Origin of the sequence: Pseudoalteromonas sp. NZS100_1, from assembly GCF_015864285.1 — a bacterium.
Classification (GTDB): domain Bacteria; phylum Pseudomonadota; class Gammaproteobacteria; order Enterobacterales; family Alteromonadaceae; genus Pseudoalteromonas; species Pseudoalteromonas arctica.
In genome coordinates this window covers 87,918-103,977 of the sequence record NZ_JADYXN010000015.1, presented here as the reverse complement: position 1 = coordinate 103,977, position 16,060 = coordinate 87,918, and the positions used below count along the sequence as shown (strand labels likewise).

The 16,060-nt window shown below is 38.3% G+C and carries 12 protein-coding genes and 1 pseudogene; 7 read left to right on the top strand and 6 right to left on the bottom strand.

The window, feature by feature from the left end; genetic code table 11:
* The 3 genes and pseudogenes from I6F66_RS11850 to I6F66_RS11840 all read left to right on the top strand — a co-directional run.
* A pseudogene (locus I6F66_RS11850) lies at positions 1 to 144 on the top strand (IS3 family transposase); the annotation flags it as partial.
* Between the two features lie 191 nt (positions 145 to 335).
* Complete coding sequence (locus I6F66_RS11845) at positions 336 to 755, top strand: hypothetical protein (protein ID WP_197209314.1); 420 nt, start codon at positions 336 to 338, stop codon at positions 753 to 755.
* 117 nt (positions 756 to 872) lie between these two features.
* Positions 873 to 1,304: a hypothetical protein gene (locus tag I6F66_RS11840; protein WP_197209312.1), complete on the top strand. Its 432-nt coding sequence runs from the start codon at positions 873 to 875 to the stop codon at positions 1,302 to 1,304.
* 196 nt (positions 1,305 to 1,500) lie between these two features.
* Here I6F66_RS11840 and I6F66_RS11835 read toward each other — a convergent pair whose 3' ends face one another.
* Entirely contained in the window at positions 1,501 to 2,691 is a 1,191-nt protein-coding gene (locus I6F66_RS11835; protein WP_197209311.1) for a PQQ-dependent sugar dehydrogenase, read from the bottom strand.
* On the opposite strand from I6F66_RS11835, the gene I6F66_RS11830 reads away from it, so the two are divergent.
* The gene (locus tag I6F66_RS11830) at positions 2,676 to 3,128 is read left to right on the top strand and encodes a hypothetical protein (RefSeq protein WP_197140553.1); all 453 of its coding nucleotides are present in this window, start codon (positions 2,676 to 2,678) and stop codon (positions 3,126 to 3,128) included. The genes I6F66_RS11835 and I6F66_RS11830 overlap by 16 nt on opposite strands.
* Before the next feature lie 103 nt (positions 3,129 to 3,231).
* Here I6F66_RS11830 and I6F66_RS11825 read toward each other — a convergent pair whose 3' ends face one another.
* From I6F66_RS11825 to I6F66_RS11810, 4 genes are all read right to left on the bottom strand, one after another.
* Positions 3,232 to 4,431: an Nramp family divalent metal transporter gene (locus I6F66_RS11825; protein ID WP_197140562.1), complete on the bottom strand. Its 1,200-nt coding sequence runs from the start codon at positions 4,429 to 4,431 to the stop codon at positions 3,232 to 3,234.
* Positions 4,432 to 4,991: 560 nt separating this feature from the next.
* Positions 4,992 to 6,254 carry a valine--pyruvate transaminase gene (locus tag I6F66_RS11820; protein ID WP_197209310.1) on the bottom strand — a complete coding sequence of 421 codons (1,263 nt, stop codon included), beginning with the start codon at positions 6,252 to 6,254 and terminating at the stop codon, positions 4,992 to 4,994.
* A gap of 135 nt (positions 6,255 to 6,389) precedes the next feature.
* Positions 6,390 to 7,049 carry a glutathione S-transferase gene (locus tag I6F66_RS11815; RefSeq protein ID WP_165741189.1) on the bottom strand — a complete coding sequence of 220 codons (660 nt, stop codon included), beginning with the start codon at positions 7,047 to 7,049 and terminating at the stop codon, positions 6,390 to 6,392.
* A gap of 13 nt (positions 7,050 to 7,062) precedes the next feature.
* Positions 7,063 to 9,357 carry a peptidase U32 family protein gene (locus I6F66_RS11810; RefSeq protein ID WP_197209309.1) on the bottom strand — a complete coding sequence of 765 codons (2,295 nt, stop codon included), beginning with the start codon at positions 9,355 to 9,357 and terminating at the stop codon, positions 7,063 to 7,065.
* Between the two features lie 296 nt (positions 9,358 to 9,653).
* Between I6F66_RS11810 and I6F66_RS11805 the strand changes: the two genes are divergently transcribed.
* From I6F66_RS11805 to I6F66_RS11795, 3 genes are all read left to right on the top strand, one after another.
* The gene (locus I6F66_RS11805) at positions 9,654 to 10,763 is read left to right on the top strand and encodes an endonuclease/exonuclease/phosphatase family protein (RefSeq protein WP_197140778.1); all 1,110 of its coding nucleotides are present in this window, start codon (positions 9,654 to 9,656) and stop codon (positions 10,761 to 10,763) included.
* Between the two features lie 412 nt (positions 10,764 to 11,175).
* A complete protein-coding gene (locus tag I6F66_RS11800; protein ID WP_231611870.1) occupies positions 11,176 to 13,380 on the top strand; it encodes a GGDEF domain-containing protein in 2,205 nt (734 codons plus the stop codon).
* Positions 13,381 to 13,570: 190 nt separating this feature from the next.
* Positions 13,571 to 13,990, top strand: a complete 420-nt coding sequence (locus tag I6F66_RS11795) for an MAPEG family protein (RefSeq protein ID WP_002963227.1) — start codon at positions 13,571 to 13,573, stop codon at positions 13,988 to 13,990.
* 130 nt (positions 13,991 to 14,120) lie between these two features.
* Here the strand turns inward: I6F66_RS11795 and I6F66_RS11790 are convergent, their stop codons facing one another.
* Entirely contained in the window at positions 14,121 to 15,968 is a 1,848-nt protein-coding gene (locus tag I6F66_RS11790) for an ABC transporter ATP-binding protein (protein ID WP_197209307.1), read from the bottom strand.
* Between the last annotated feature and the right edge of the window lie 92 nt (positions 15,969 to 16,060).

Sequence of the window (16,060 nt, the reverse complement as noted above, 5' to 3'; positions counted from 1 at the left end):
TTTATAGATGCTAAATATAGCGTTAGTGATTATATCAACGGATATTACAACAACGTTAGGCCGCATCATTATAATGCTGGTTTAGCGCCAAATGAATCTGAGGTTAGATATCAAGATTCTAAAACTGTGGCCAAATTTTATTGACCACTACACCATTAGGCCAGATTAATTTACAATTGGAGTGGCTGTCTAGTTTAATGCGAGCTTTGATATCACGCGTAAACATTCGACAATCGATTGTACCCAGATAAAAACCCGGCTATGGTTTGTTTATCAAGATAAATAAACCAGCTAATTTACAGGTTCGTTATGTCTCACGGGGGGTTTATCGCTCTATGAATGTGTTTCTAATAATTGCAGGTACATTAAGTGCTGTTGTAGCAACTTTGCATTTAGGTTGTATCTATTTTGGAGGTTCTTGGTATCGGTTCTTCGGTGCAGGAGAGAAAATGGCATTACTTTCTGAGCAAGGAAGTATTAAACCAACTCTTATTACTAGTGTAATTGTTCTGATTCTATCAACTTGGTCATTGTATGCATTTTCAGCCGCAGGTGTTATTTTTAAACTTCCATTCATCCGACTAGCTCTTGTGTTAATAACTTTTATTTATTTAGCTCGTGGGATTACTGGACTCTTTCTAATAAATAACCCTATGGGGCGTTCGCCTGAGTTTTGGGTTTGGAGTTCTATTATTTGTTTATCTTTTGGTATTGTTCACCTTGTTGGTTTAAAACAACAATGGGCAAGCTTGTGAGTAAAGTGTAATCTAATAAAGAATCAAACAAGGGCTATTACAATTGGCTTTTGGTAAAGCATTATATTTATAGTTAACTACTGGTCGCCAATAATTGACGGAACAAGGAATATTAAAATGGATAAAATGTCAGTTCACATAACCTCCAAACCTTTAGAAACTTACCCGCAAAAACAAACTTTAAAGGTGGTAGCTGATGAAGTAACCGAAAAAGCGACTATTCACAAAGCAGCAGATCAAAGTGACCAAGTAGATATATCCGAAGAAGAAAAAGAAAAAAGCCTGGAAGATCAAAATAGAGAGGCGTTACGTAAATTATCAGGCAATGAAGATGTAAGTCAGGCATCACAATCTGAAGAAGATCCTATAGATGAACAGATTGCTGAAATACAAGAGAAGCTTGAAAAGCTACTACAAGAAGCTGCATTATTACGCAGTAAAGAAGATGAAGAGTCGCAGGCTAAAGTGAAGGTGCTAGAAGCCGAAATTACAGGGCTTAACACTCAACTTATTGAGTTATTGAGACAGCAATTAGAATCGGGTAAATAATAAGCATAGTAAGTATTCGCAAAGGCAGTTGGAGACAAGAACGTTATTAAGAACATAATAAAGACGCTCATCTTAATTTTAAAACTAAAGGGGTTAACCCTGATCTTACTGATCAAATTACTTAATTAACCAAAGTGGCTTATTTAAAGCCGCTATCTTACTTTAAAAGCGAAGCGGCTCTTACCCCCTTTGTGAATTAGTTTGCTGTCATCAACATCAGCTTCGCATCTTTCCCATCGGTTAATACCGCGACGTTACCTTTATCAGTTACAAATACATCTCTTAGTCTTCCTGCAGCCTTAGGAAATACGTGAGACTGCGTAAACTCACCGTTAGCCAGATTAACGCTGTAGAGTTTTTTATCGACTAGTGTAGTTATGAGTACATGTTGTTGCAATGAAGGGAAGGCGGTATGTTTAGAGTCATAATACGCCATGCCTGATGGGGCGATTGATGGCGTCCAATTGACACTTGGTTTTTGCATGCCTTTATATTCGGTAAATGGTGAAATACGCGCTTGCGAATAATCTTTGCCATAGGTGATTACCGGCCAGCCGTAATTAGTCCCAGCGGTTAAGTAGTTTAGCTCGTCACCGCCTGCAGGGCCATGCTCGTGGCTTACAATTTGCTGCGTATCGTAATCATAAACTAAGCCTTGCGGGTTACGATGACCGAGCGAATAAACAGCATGTGCATTTAGGTTTTTGTGATTAATAAATGGGTTATCTGTAGGAATGGTGCCATCTAGGTTTATACGTAATATTTTACCAAGTTGGCTGGTGATAACTTGTGCTTGCTCTCTAAAGTCAAAACCATCGCCCGTTGAAACTAATAACGTATTGTCGGGTAGGACAAGGGCGCGTCCTGCGTAATGTTGCGGTGTGTTTTTATCAGTCGCTACTTTATAAATAATGTTAGGTTTTGAAAAGTCAGTGCCATTAAACGTGGCTTTGGCAACAACAAGCCTGTTTGCGCTTGCATCACCTTGGGCATAAGTAAAAATAATTTCTTTGGAGTCGTTATAATCTGGTGATAACACAATGTCGAGTAAACCACCTTGGCCTGCTACGTATAAACCTGTTAGGTTTAATTTTACTCTTGATTGCGCATTGTTTTTAACTATAACTACGTGGCCATCACGCTCTGTAATTAACCATGTGCCGTTTGGTAGTTCAACCATGCTCCACGGAGACTGTAATTGCGTAGCCAGTGCTTTTGTACTGTATTGCTCTTTTGGTAACGTAGCATCTGCATTAACAGAAAGCGAAAAAAGCGAAAGCAAAGTAAAAAAAGAGATACATTGTTTACGGGGCAAGCCTTTGCTAGCATGACTAGTATAAGAAAAAAGCTTTATTTTAAGTTGAGATAACCATGTCGTTTTTAACACGTATATTGCCTTCATTTTTAGTTTCTTGGTTACTTACATTCACACTTGCTAGCTTGTTTCATAGCCAATACGTTGTCAATCAATTAGTTAATGTAGGTGTAGTGGTGGGCTTTAGTGATCGTGCTAGTTTAACGTTTGATGATTGGTTAGGCCTATTACCTACCTACGGCGCTATTATTGCCCTAGCACTTGCCATCGCTTTTTTTGTTACCCTAAAGCTTAATAAAAAGGTTAAAAAATACAGTACTCAGCTATTTGTTATTGCTGGCATTGTGGCATTTGCTATTGTGTTAATTGCCATTGAATCAATTATGAATATTCATATTATAGCGGGCGCAAGAGGCTGGGGTTTTTATGCTCAACTGCTTGCAGGCGCGTTAGGTGGTTTGGCGTTTTCGCAATTAGTTAAGGCAACTAAAAACCAAAAAGCGTGTTAGCTGTGTGAATATAAATACGGCTTATACGTTATTTGGTGATTAATAAATAAAGGCCGCTGTTTATTGTAAACAGGGGCCTTTAAATATGGTTTTTAGAATTTAATCAAAAAATTAAACTAATTAGTTTGTAGCTACTTAGCCCAAAAATTAGGATTAAAACGGGTAGGGTTACCAGGTTTAACACCAAAGAGTTAGTGTAGTTTCCCATAACGCCTTTTTGATTAACCAGCCATACAAGGTAGGTGCTAACAATAGGAAGTAATAACCCGTTAGCCGCTTGCGCGAATATAATCACCGCGACAGGGTCTAAACCGAGTGACGCCACAGCAGCACCAAACAATAAAATAACAATAGCGACGCCTTTAAAGCGCGTGTTACCCATATCGTTTGACCAACCTAACATGCCACACACAGCATAAGCACCCGCAAGTGGCGCTGTAATAGCACTTGTTAAACCTGCAGCAAATAAGCCAATAGCAAAAAAGTAATGAGCGGCGTCGCCAAGCAATGGCTCTAGCTGCACGGCCATGTTAGCCGCACTAATTTGCCCCGCATCGGTGCCATAAAATGCAACTGAAGCTGTAGATAAAATAGCTAAAGTGATCACACCGCCTAAAGTGATTGATAGGCCTGTATCAACATTTGTTTGTTTAATCACTTTTTGCATGTCGCTGTTACTGTCGTGTCTAGCAGCGAGTACGCCGGAGTGTAAAAATAGGTTATACGGCACAATGGTAGTGCCAACTAAAGCTAGTATGGTTGTAATAGAGCCTTCAGGCATACTAGGAATAAAACCAGCAAATACATCACCCAGTGAAGGCGCTGCCATTACAAGTGTTGAGATAAACACTAAGCTCATTAAAATAACGAGTAAAATTAGCGCGTTTTCAATCACTTTATGTTTGCCGCTATACAGTAAAGCAGCACTTAAAAAAGCAATAAGTGGTGTCCATACTTGAGAGCTAATTTGAGGGAATATTTCAATTAACCCCATGCTAGCGCCACTTAAGTTACCCGCTTCATAAGCTGCACTGCCCACACCAATTGCGCTAATGACTAAAAATATAGCTAAAGATTTAAATAAAGGCGTTTGAATATGTGCTCTGAGTGCTTGAGCTAAATCTTGCCCGGTGGCAACGCCAAGGCGCGCCGCCATAGATTGTAATAATATAGTGGCAACTACTGAAAACAGTAATGTCCATATAAGTGCAAAACCAAAGTTTGCACCTGCCACGCTGGCGGTAGTAATAGTCCCTGGTCCAATGAAGGCAGCGGTGACGAGTAGTCCTGGTCCTAATCGCATAATTGACCTTAATAGTGCTATTGCATGTTGCTATTTAAAGTTACATCTAACGTTTAAAACCAATATTTATACGCGATGCCTGTAGTGTTATTGCTGCCACTTTAATTAAGTGCCCTGCAGCGATTATCGCCCCTTGGCTGGTTCTTTTTTAATAAGCATATGTTATACCAATCCGCAATAATACTTAATCAATTTGAGGGATTAGATTTGACGCTAACTGCGTTAAAAATTTCTGATATAGAACAACTAAATAACGAAATTTTTGCCTGGTTATCGACACGATTTTCTCACCTCTGATAGATCACTTAATTAAGCGAATTGCTATTAAAAAAGGTCGCGTAGGATACCAATATATATATAAATTTAAAGGGGATACAGTGCGTTTGAATAAAGTTTAAGCTAAAAGTGGGTATGAGTATGTGTTACAAGCTAAGGTTCAAAGTTAAAATAACGCTTACTGCACAAACAAGCAGAGTATTAAATGCAGTAAATTTTAAACGAATATATAAGCCAATCGAGTTAAATGGGTGATGCTGATATTAATATCAGCATCAGTGTATTTACTTTATTAGCGATTTAATCACTTCTAAGCCTTTTTTTAGAGTATTGGCATCAGTAGCATAGTTAATACGAATACACTCGTGCTTGTGCGGCCAACTGTCGTCAATGCCAATAAAAAAGTTGTGCCCAGGAATTACATATACATCTTGAGCTTTAAGCTTTTGATACAACACTTCGCTGGTTATTTTTGCATCTTTAAACCACAGCCACATAAAAAAGGCACCTTCAACTTTGTGCAGGTAAACAGGCAGTTCGGCAAATACTTCATTAAACAACTCAATCGCTATGTGTGCTTTATTACGATAAAAAGGCAACACAACATTACGGCACAGTGGCAGTAGTTCGTTGTCGTTAATTAAGCGTGTCACTAAGCTTGGACCAATACTATTTGGCGATAACACCATGCTGCCATTTACGCGACCAATTGCTTTAATAATCTCATTGTTTGCAACCACAATACCGCTGCGTAAACCCGGTAGGCCCAGCTTTGAAAGTGACATACATAAAATAATATTTGAGTTCCACGTTAGGTTTGCATCGGTGTAAATACAACCTGGAAACGGATCGCCATATGCGTTATCAATAATGAGTGGAATACCATATTGCTTAGCGAGCAAATCAAGGTGTTTTACTTCATCGTCAGTAATTACATTACCTGTCGGATTGGTAGGTCGTGAGACGCACAGCGCGCTTATGCTGTTGTCGTTTGCTAGTGTTTTTTCAACTGCTTTAAAATCAATGACGTATTTAAACTGTTTTGATGTGCTGCCTGTATTTAAAATTTCGATATCAGGCTTTATGGCAACAAACATATCAGCCGATAAACCTTGATCGGCATAACCTATGTACTCTGGCGCAAGGGGAAATAAAATCTTTTTATGGCTGCCATCCGGCATTTCACCTGCCAACATATTAAACAATACAAAAAAGTTAGCTTGGCTGCCATTACCAAGTGCTACGTTATCGGCGCTAATATCCCATGCGAACTCTTTACTTAGCTGGCCAGCTAATGCAGCTCTAAACTCGTCGTTACCAGTCGGGCCGTCGTAAAGGCCAAATACCTGCGATACCTTGTTACTGGCAACGAGTTTTTGTAATTCACTTAAAAAAACCTCATTTACTTGTGGTACTAATGCGGGGTTACCGCCACCGAGCATAACAATATTAGGATTGTTGCTGTTTTTAGCACCACCTAAATCTTCCATTAACTGAGTAATGCCGTTGGGTTGTGTGAATTTAGTGCCGAAGTTTGAGTAGTTCATAATGCATAGCGTTTGTTAGTAATGGGGAGGGCAGTATAGCGTAAATAAAGGGCTTAAATCCGATGATGAGAATAATTCAATACTTAGCTTTGTAGTTGGCTATGACAATAAAATTTCTATAAAACAAAGGCTAAGTTAAGATTTTTTAACGCCGTATAAAAACTCTTCGCCGCAGTCCATATACAAATCAAATTTGGTCATAACTTTGGTGAACATGGGGGCGTGTAAAAACTCGTTTAACCATGCGCGTACATGCGTGTATTCACTTTGTAAGTACCAATGTTTATCTACACGGGCAAACTGTCTAATAAATGGTAGCAGGGCATAATCGGCTAGACTTTTTTCATCGCCCATTAAGTATTTATGCGTGGTTAGTTTTTCTTCAAATTGCTTAATAAATTCTTCGCAGGCTTTTTGGTAATAAATTTGTGCCATGTCTTTTGTGCGAGCATAAAACTTATACTTTTCAAGCACTGGTTTAAATTTCGTGTCGTTTAGCTTAATTAATTCAAGCATGCGCTCAAGTGCTAATGGGTCTTGAGTATGAAGTAAATTATGCGGATCGTTTTGCTTTAAAGCCCACAGCATAATATCTAGGCTTTCATCTATAACTTGATTATTCGGCAGTAATAAAACAGGCACCGTGCCTTTTGGCGATATTTGCAAAAGATGCGGTGGTTTGTTTTTAGTTTTAATAGCGCGTAGTAGCACGTGTTGCTCTGCCATTAAAATACCCATTCGTGCACGCATTGCGTATGGGCAGTGTTGTAATGAATATAATAATGGCAGTGTCATTTTATTACTTACCTTAGCTATTTAAGCCTTCAACATATTGCTGACGTGTTTTTACTTTTACCATGTGATTTAACTGAGCAGCTGCTTGTGTTTGCCCGCTAATTAAATCTTGAAAATGCGCAAGTAACACGGCTTTATCGAGTTTTTCTTTATCGCCTGAGCCAATGTCGGTTAAATCAATCATGAACTCGTCAAACTTGTCGGCATAATCGGTCACAATATCCATATTTAAAAATTGTTCATGATTATAAATGCTCGGGTAGCCGCCTTTTTGTTTATCAATGGCAAAGCTAATGCCTTTAACATTGGTAACGGTTGTTTCCTTTTTACAGCTCAGCATACAGCTGGCATCAATACGTGGTTTTTTACAGCCAACGGTTTGCTGGAAAAAACACTGGCGGCTGGTCATCATTAGTATTGGATGATAAATGCTGTACATCATTTTAAAGTTGTTAGGGCGTTTAATACTGCGCATTTGCTGCTTGTTTATTTCGTTTGAAATAAACGCGCCTTTTGCGTTTAAATCTTCTTGTAGCGTTAATAACGCATAAGAGTTTGTAGTATTTAATAATGGACCGGCAATCCAGTCAAGACCCATTTGCACGGCTTTAAATGCAACGCCTGTGTTGTTACTAATAATAAGCTTAGGTTTTACAACCTCGAGTAAACGTACCGCTTCTTCAAAATCTTTACCAATTAATACCGCCGGGAACCACGGAATTAACTGCGGGTGCTCTAAAAATACGTTGATGTATTTATCGTTATCGGTTCTAAAGCTCTCAGGTAATTTAAAGTAAACATCGCCATCTGTTAAATCACATAGGTGAACGTCTTTTATGTCCGATATTAAAATAGAGAGTGTTGTTTTGTTTTTATCTGCTTTTTCGTGGCTTACTAGTTTTGGTAATTCAACAGGGGCGAGTACGTCTTTGCCTTCGTTTAATAAAAACGCGACTTGCTTTTTAATACGGGCGAGCTCTTTAAACGGAATGCTTAAGTTGTTGCCTAAGTTTGAGTAATCCATATTTTTAATTTCAAAATTGGCATTACTAAAGCTTTTAAAGCGTTTATCAATAGCAGCAATATCAACAACCGATTTATCGGCGGTTTGCATAGGCATTTGCGATTGAACTTCAAAGCGTAGAGGCTCTTTTTCGTTTTTATTCGAAAGCGTAATATCGTTTTTATCTTCAATAATTATGTTTACAGTGAATGGCTGATTTAATTGCCCTGAAAATTCTAATGTAAGCTCGCGCTTTGAAATATCTAAAAATTCAATTTTCTTTTTAACTAACGAATCAATTTCACTTTTTTGAGTAGAAAGCTCTTGCTGTGCATCGTAAATTTGCACGACCGAAATTGCGTTGTTTTTTTCATTTGCGTGATCAAAGCTATGGTCGCGCGGGTTATCGGTAAACATGTTTTTGGTCATGTCGCCGGTTAAAAACTTATTAGTAAAGTTACGGTTAAATACTTTGTATAAGCTTGAATCGTCTTCAATTAGGTTACCGGTTTGCACAAACGTGTCTATTTGTTTGCGCCAGCTATCAATAACCGTATGTACGTAGTTAGCGCCTTTAATACGACCTTCTACCTTTAACGAATCAACACCTGCGGCTACTAGCTCTGGCAGGTCGAAATAAGCTGAGTTATCTTTTAAGTTTAACGGATGCTTGTTACCCATCGCAGTTGGCTCGTATTCATCACGACACGCTTGCGAGCAGCGACCACGATTACCCGAGTTACCCACACTTACTGAGCTTGAATAACATTGCCCTGAAAACGCAATACATAATGCGCCGTGCACAAATACTTCGGTTAATACGTCGCATTTATGCGCTACGTCGGTCAGTATTTTAATTTCAGTTAAGTTAAGCTCGCGCGATAAATTTACACGTGTAGCGCCAATGCGCGCTAAAAACTCAACCTGTGATTCGTTATGCGTGGTTAACTGAGTTGATGCGTGAATATGCAACGTAGGAAAGTGCTTTTTAACTATATTGAACAACCCTAAATCTTGCACAATAATGCCATCGAGCGTGGTATTTACTAGCTGATTTAATAGCTTAAATAGCGCACCCATTTCGTGCTCTAATATAACTACATTTAGCGTTAAAAAAATCTCACAGCCGTATTCATGGGCTAGGCGAAGTGCGCCGTTAAGCTCATCAAACGAAAGATTAGACGCTCGGTTACGTGCATTAAAGGTATCTAACCCACAATAAACCGCATTAGCACCGGCTACAATGGCGGCTTTTACCGCGTTTACATCACCGCCTGGGGCTAATAGTTCAATCTTTCTACTCATGACAACTTCACTTCGCTCATATTTAATTGCCGCGAATTTTATCTGGTTAAGCACGTTAATGCTATTTATTGAGGGATATAATAAAGACTAAAATAAAAGAGTGTATAAAATTACAATTAAGCTGGCTGATTTATTACGTAAACATGTAATAAAATGATAGTTTATAAGCAAGCAACACTTTCAACTTTACTTAGGCGATACCCATCAGCAATCAAGATCTTAAACAGTTAGATACAGATTTAAACGCTCAAGAATCTGTAATTATTAACACCCAACTAAAAATAGCCACATTTAACCTGTTTAACTATCTTGAGCCGCCCAATGCATACTATGAGTTTGAGAAAATTTATACCGCGCAACAGTGGGCCAAAAAGCAGCGTTGGATTGCTGATTACTTAACAGAACATGCGCCTGATGTGATTGGTTTTCAGGAAGTGTTTAGTATTGATTCGTTAAAAGAGCTAGTTGCTGAGCAAGGCTATAATTACTTTGCGGTGGTAGATACACCAGAGGTGATTGATGATTTTATTTATAAGCGCCCCGTAGTGGCGATTGCCTCTAAATATCCCATAGTTGAGGTAGCAGCGGTTGAGCATGACAGCGAGCTTGCAAGTACGCTTGGCCTTAATAGTGAGTTTACTTTTAGTCGTAAGGTATTGAGAGCGACCGTTACTTTACCGCACATAGGCAATACTGATTGTTATGTGGTGCATTTTAAATCTAAGCGCCCGATGATTAATGTTGATGAGCATAATAAAGAGCTTACGCCCGAGAAAAACATAATTGAGATTTTAAAAGCAAATGTAGCAGGAGGGTGGGGCTCAACTATTCAGCGTGGTAGTGAAGCTACATTGCTAATGATACAAATGATTACTCGCCGCGAAGCTACGCAGCAACCCATGATGCTAATGGGCGATTTTAATAACGACCTAGCTGATGGTGTGCTCAGTCATTTACTTACTAATACGCTACGTTTTGCCCCTGCGTTTGACGCTAAAACCTACCTCGCTAAATATTGTCTAAATGATTCATGGGATTTGTTTGTTAAGTCGCAGCTAAGTAATGATGAAGTGATTAGCGATGAAGCAATAACAAACGATGAACAAAGTGATTGTGATCGCAATAACAGCGAGATTGTTGATTCAGCGGATAAAAGCCAAGTAAAAAATATAAATATAACAAAGACAGCACCGTTAAGGCCGCCAACACATTATTATGGCGCGAGCAGCTCTGTGCTTGATTACATTTTATTGTCGTGTGAGTTTGACGCTAGTTACGATGACAGCTTTTTTGAAGTAAGCGCGTATAACACTTACGACAGGCACTTAATAAACCCCGAATATGAGCGTGATGATTTAACTACCGACCACGGTGTTGTATTGGTTACCCTTAAACTAAGAAGCTAGGTTTTCTCATTTAATAACTTACAGCGTACGATTAAGCTAAAAAAGAATTAAGCTGCAATATGCATAATTATGCTAAAATCATAAATTAACAATTACCCATATTGCAGCGAAACTTGACCTGCAGTCTTTATGTGTATATTTTATCGCCAGAATTTTTGCATTAAATTAATAACAAATCACTAAAATGGTAAATATGGAATTTTACACTTACTCGTATCACACGCGAAAGATGGACTTAACTTCGCAAGTACACACTTTCTTCGTAAATCGAATTTATAATTCTAAATTGTTAGTGAAAGCTTTGCTTTTTGCTTTGTTTATTAGTTTAAGTAGCGCTTACGCGCAAGAAACCACCTCATACAGTTTAATCAATGAATCTAATACAGGGCTGCTAAAAAGAGCCGAATTACTTATGGATACTGACGTTATAACAAGTATCGAACTAAGTAAGGCGTTGTTGTTACAAGCGCAAAGTGCTGATGACACGTTACTCAGCGCAAAATTACATAACTTATTAGGTAAAGCGAATAAAAAAAATAACAATATTAATGAATCGCTTCATCACTTTTCACAATCCTCGGCTTATTACAGTAAATTAAATGATTCACGCAACCAAATAAAGGCGTCTATTAATTATATAAAAATATTATTAGATGAAAAACGTTATGACGAACTTGCTAACCGCATTGAAACTTTATTACCAACAACGCTTGTGTATGGCGATGAGTTTTTTATAGCACAAGTACTCCTAACAAAGGGGGATTCGTTTTATGAACAAAAAAAATACAATGACGCGATAACGCAATATTCATCTGCTTTAAAATACCTTGTAAATAAAGACGAACAAATACAAAAACAGTTAGGTGAAACGTATAAAAAATTAGCTCAGTCGTATAAGCGTCTTGAAAATAGAGAGCAAACGGCTCATTTTTATACCAAAGCTTTAGATATATATACTAATTTAGATGATTTAAAGTTGATGGCGCGTACATTAAATACACTAGCAGAAGCGCAGCGCTATTTAGACAACTTAGTTTTAGCCCTTGATTACAGCACTCGAGCATTAGAAATACATAAAGAAATTGACGATCCTGTTGGCTTGGCTAAAGCATTATTAGGTGCTGGTATTATTTATCGACATATCAACCTTTATGAAAAATCACTTAAGCATATAAATGAGGCATATTTATATTATAAAAAAGTAAATAACGTGCTTGGGATTGCTAAAACATCCAATCAAATGGGGCTGCTATACACACGATTAAAGCAGTTTGATCAGGCCGAGATTTTCTATCAAATAACCATTGATTTACCAAAAGGTGTGGTCGAGGAAAAAACGCTCGCGTCGGCCTTAAGAGAAATGGCTGTTATTAACTATGAGTCTGGCGACTTAGAATCAGCGATGAGATTTGCTCAGAAAGCTTACGTAACTTATAAAACCAAAAATCTTACATCCTACATTTCTATAACGGCGCGTATTATTGCTAATATTTATCGTGCCCAAGGGAATAAAAACAAGGCTATAGAGTATTACAAAGAGTCGTTGTCGTTCGCCAGAGAAACGGGCAGTAAGCTTTATGAGATAAAGTCGCTAACAGCGCTTGCGGCGATTTTAATTGGTATTGATACAAATGAGGCGATTTCTTTACTAAAAAGGTCACTCGCTTTATCAACCGAAATAGATGATAAGTTACATATGCTATACGCTTATCGTGAAATTCGAATAGCAGAAAAACAGCGTGGACGAATAAATGAATCACTACGTTACGCAGAAGAAGAAATTGCCCTGACCGGAATCATTCAATACGAAAGAGACGAAAGTAAGCTTGCTCTTGAAAAAGCACATTTGCATTCTCACAAAATGGAAATAGAGCTGGAAACGTTAAGAGAAAAAGAAAAACTCCATCAACTTGAGCTTGAAAAGAAAAACAATGAAATTGAAATATCAGGCCAAGCTAGGGTTATATCAGAGCTAGAGCTTGCAAAAAACAAATACGCGAGTATTGCGCTCGCATTTTTATTAGCCGCTTGCTTAGCTATTGTTTTATTGGTTTATCGAAGCTTTATTGCCTCTAAAAAACGTAATGAAGAGTTAGACTATTTGGCCGCGAGAGACCCTTTGACCAATTGTTATAACCGCCGTATTTTATTTGAGATTATGAATCGCGACTTTTTGGATTTACCTCAGATTGAAGAGTACTGTATTTTAATGGTCGATATTGACCATTTTAAAAGTGTTAACGATACTTATGGGCACAGCATTGGCGACACCGTACTTTGTGGCGTTGCCAGTCTTTTACAAGCTAATATACGTACGAGCGATAGCGTTGCCCGTTTTGGTGGCGAAGAATTTTGTATTATTTTACCCAACACGACTCAAGAGCAAGCAATACGTATTGCTGAAGCTATTCGTATTAAAGTAGAAAAAGCGATATTTGATGATATTCCTGTTACGTGTAGTTTTGGGGTTACGTCTATTAAATTTAAAGCCAGAACACCTTCTGAGTTAATTGAACAGGCTGATTTAGCACTTTATGAGGCTAAGTCTTTGGGTCGTAATCAAGTTGTGTTGTGGGATTGTGCGTTTGAAGAGTTTAAGCTTTTTAGATCGGAGTAAACCTAGCAGTATACAGCTCAGTTTTGATGTTATTTTTTAAAATCATAACAAGTAAATTTTATACAACGCCGTGAGTTACTTACATATGTAATTAGGTTTATTAAATTAACCTTTTAAATATCAGTGTATTAACTTAGGCTTTAAAATTGCATTCTAAACTAAGTTAAAAAACAAAATAAGGGATTTAGTAATGACTGAAGTTGCACTTTCGGCCTATTTGGCATTTTACCTCTATTTAATTATGTTGCTTGTACAGTGGGCTGTGGCTACGTTTAGCAAAGCTAAAGAGCCAAATGCTGTACCAGGTAAAATTGACGAGGATTTATCGCACGATAGCTTTATATTTAGAGCGCATCGTACGTTTCATAATACGCTTGAAAACAGCGCATTATTTATAGGTACGGTGTTATTTGCGTTTGTAATTAATTATCAAAGCCCGATTTTTGCAATGTGTATTTGGGTGTACTTAATTGCGCGTTTAATTCACATGGCGCTGTACTACGCTATAGCAACGGAGAAAAACCCAAGTCCACGTAGTTACTTCTTTTTAATTGGTGTGCTTGCTAATGTGGTTATGCTGATAATGATAGGATTAAGACTAATCTCTTAGTTTATAAAAAAGTTATAAACTCTATTTATAACTTTAAACAAAAAAGCGAAGAGCCTTTAAGGCATCTTCGCTTTTTTGTTTAGGTAGCAGCAGAATATAAACCACGTCTACAGTAAGGTAATATTAATGGCTAATCGACGCCTATAAACCCGCCTGTTTGATGTGTCCACAGGGCTGCGTAAATCCCACCCTTAGCGATTAGTTCTTCATGAGTGCCTTGCTCAACTACGCCGCCGTCATCAAGTACAATTAATCTGTCCATTTGTGCAATGGTTGAGAGCCTATGCGCTATGGCGATTACTGTTTTGCCTGTCATTAAGTCATCAAGACTTGCCTGAATTGCCGCTTCTACTTCTGAGTCGAGTGCGCTGGTGGCTTCGTCGAGTATAAGTATGGGTGCATTTTTAAGTAGCACACGTGCAATAGCAATACGTTGGCGTTGACCGCCTGAAAGAGTAACACCGCGTTCGCCCACTTGTGCATCAAAGCCTTTGTTACCTTTGCTATCTACCAAGTCGTTTATAAACTCAAGTGCCTTAGCTTGTTTGGTCGCGTTGATCATTTCGTCTTGTGTTGCATCAGGGCGACCATACAAAATGTTGTCTTTTACTGAGCGATGAAGCAGGGAAGTGTCTTGCGTAACCATCGCTATGTAGCGGCGTAGACTTTCTTGGCTTACGTCTGTGATGTTTTGCCCATCAATTTTTATTGTTCCTGAGTCAGTATCGTAAAAACGCAGTAACAAGTTAACAAGTGTTGATTTACCTGCACCAGAGCGACCGACTAAGCCAATTTTTTCGCCAGGTTTAATGTTTAAGTTTAAACCATTCATTACTGGGCTGCGATTAGTCTCGTTTGCAGCTTTGCCGTAGTTAAAATGTACGTTGTTAAACTCAATAGCACCTTGGCTTACGTTAAGTGTATCGGCATTTGGTTTATCGGCAACTTCAATAGGGTTAGACAGTGTTTTCATACCATCGGCTACGGTGCCAATGTTTTCGAACAAGCTGCTTATTTCCCACATGATCCATTGCGCCATACCGTTTAATCTAAGCGCTAAACTAACAGCAACTGCAATGGCACCTGCGCTAATTGCACTAAGCGACCATAAATAAAGTGATACTGCGGTAACCGAAAATACTAATAAATAATTTAAGCTTTGAATAACAAAGTTTAGGCTGGTTACCAAGCGCATTTGTTTGTACACAGGCTGCAAAAATACATCCATGCTTTGTTTTGCGTATTGCTCTTCACGCTGGGTATACGAAAACAATTTAATAGTAGAAATATTTGTGTAGCTATCAACAATTCGACCGGTCATTTCTGAGCGCGCATCAGCTTGTGAGCTGGCAATTTTTTTAAGGCGAGGTACAAAATAAAGCTGTACGCAAATGTATAAAACTAACCAAACCAGTAAAGGGATCATTAAGCGCCAATCAGCTTCGGCAACTAAAAATACCATTGAGCCAAAATAAACCACTATGTACATTAATACATCGAGTAGTTTGGTCACTGTTTCGCGAACGGCTAAAGAGGTTTGTAATACTTTGGTGGCTATTCTTCCTGCAAACTCATTTTGATAAAAGCTCACACTTTGGCGCAGTAAATAACGATGCGCTAACCAGCGAATCGACATAGGGTAATTGCCCAGTAATGCTTGGTGCAAAATAGCAGAATGAAAAAATACGACTACGGGCAATACCAGTAAGAGCATGACAGCCATTTTGATAAGTTCTGATTTTTGCTCTACAAACAAGGTTTCGGGTGTGTAGGCCGTTAACCAATCAACAAGCTGCCCCATATAGCTAAATAAAGAAACCTCTAAAATAGCGAGCATGGCGGCGCTGATTGACATTAGCACCAACGACAATTCCATTCCTTTGGTGTAGTGACGACAAAAAGCAAATAAAGTCGAAGGCGGCTGAGTAGGTTGAACCTCAGGAAATGCTTTTGTCATTTTTTCAAATAATCGATACATTTTAAAAACTTAAATGGCAAATAATGGTGGCTATTATACCATTTAAGTATTTTTAAATGCAGGTTTGTAAGGTATTAATTGTGAATATGCTA

Coding starts and splice junctions, on each gene's coding strand:
- I6F66_RS11845 (WP_197209314.1), top strand. CDS start 336: ATGAATGTGTTTCTAATAATTGCAGGTACATTAAGTGCTGTTGTAGCA.
- I6F66_RS11840 (WP_197209312.1), top strand. CDS start 873: ATGGATAAAATGTCAGTTCACATAACCTCCAAACCTTTAGAAACTTAC.
- I6F66_RS11830 (WP_197140553.1), top strand. CDS start 2,676: ATGTCGTTTTTAACACGTATATTGCCTTCATTTTTAGTTTCTTGGTTA.
- I6F66_RS11825 (WP_197140562.1), bottom strand. CDS start 4,431: ATGCGATTAGGACCAGGACTACTCGTCACCGCTGCCTTCATTGGACCA.
- I6F66_RS11820 (WP_197209310.1), bottom strand. CDS start 6,254: ATGAACTACTCAAACTTCGGCACTAAATTCACACAACCCAACGGCATT.
- I6F66_RS11815 (WP_165741189.1), bottom strand. CDS start 7,049: ATGACACTGCCATTATTATATTCATTACAACACTGCCCATACGCAATG.
- I6F66_RS11810 (WP_197209309.1), bottom strand. CDS start 9,357: ATGAGTAGAAAGATTGAACTATTAGCCCCAGGCGGTGATGTAAACGCG.
- I6F66_RS11800 (WP_231611870.1), top strand. CDS start 11,176: ATGGATACTGACGTTATAACAAGTATCGAACTAAGTAAGGCGTTGTTG.
- I6F66_RS11795 (WP_002963227.1), top strand. CDS start 13,571: ATGACTGAAGTTGCACTTTCGGCCTATTTGGCATTTTACCTCTATTTA.
- I6F66_RS11790 (WP_197209307.1), bottom strand. CDS start 15,968: ATGTATCGATTATTTGAAAAAATGACAAAAGCATTTCCTGAGGTTCAA.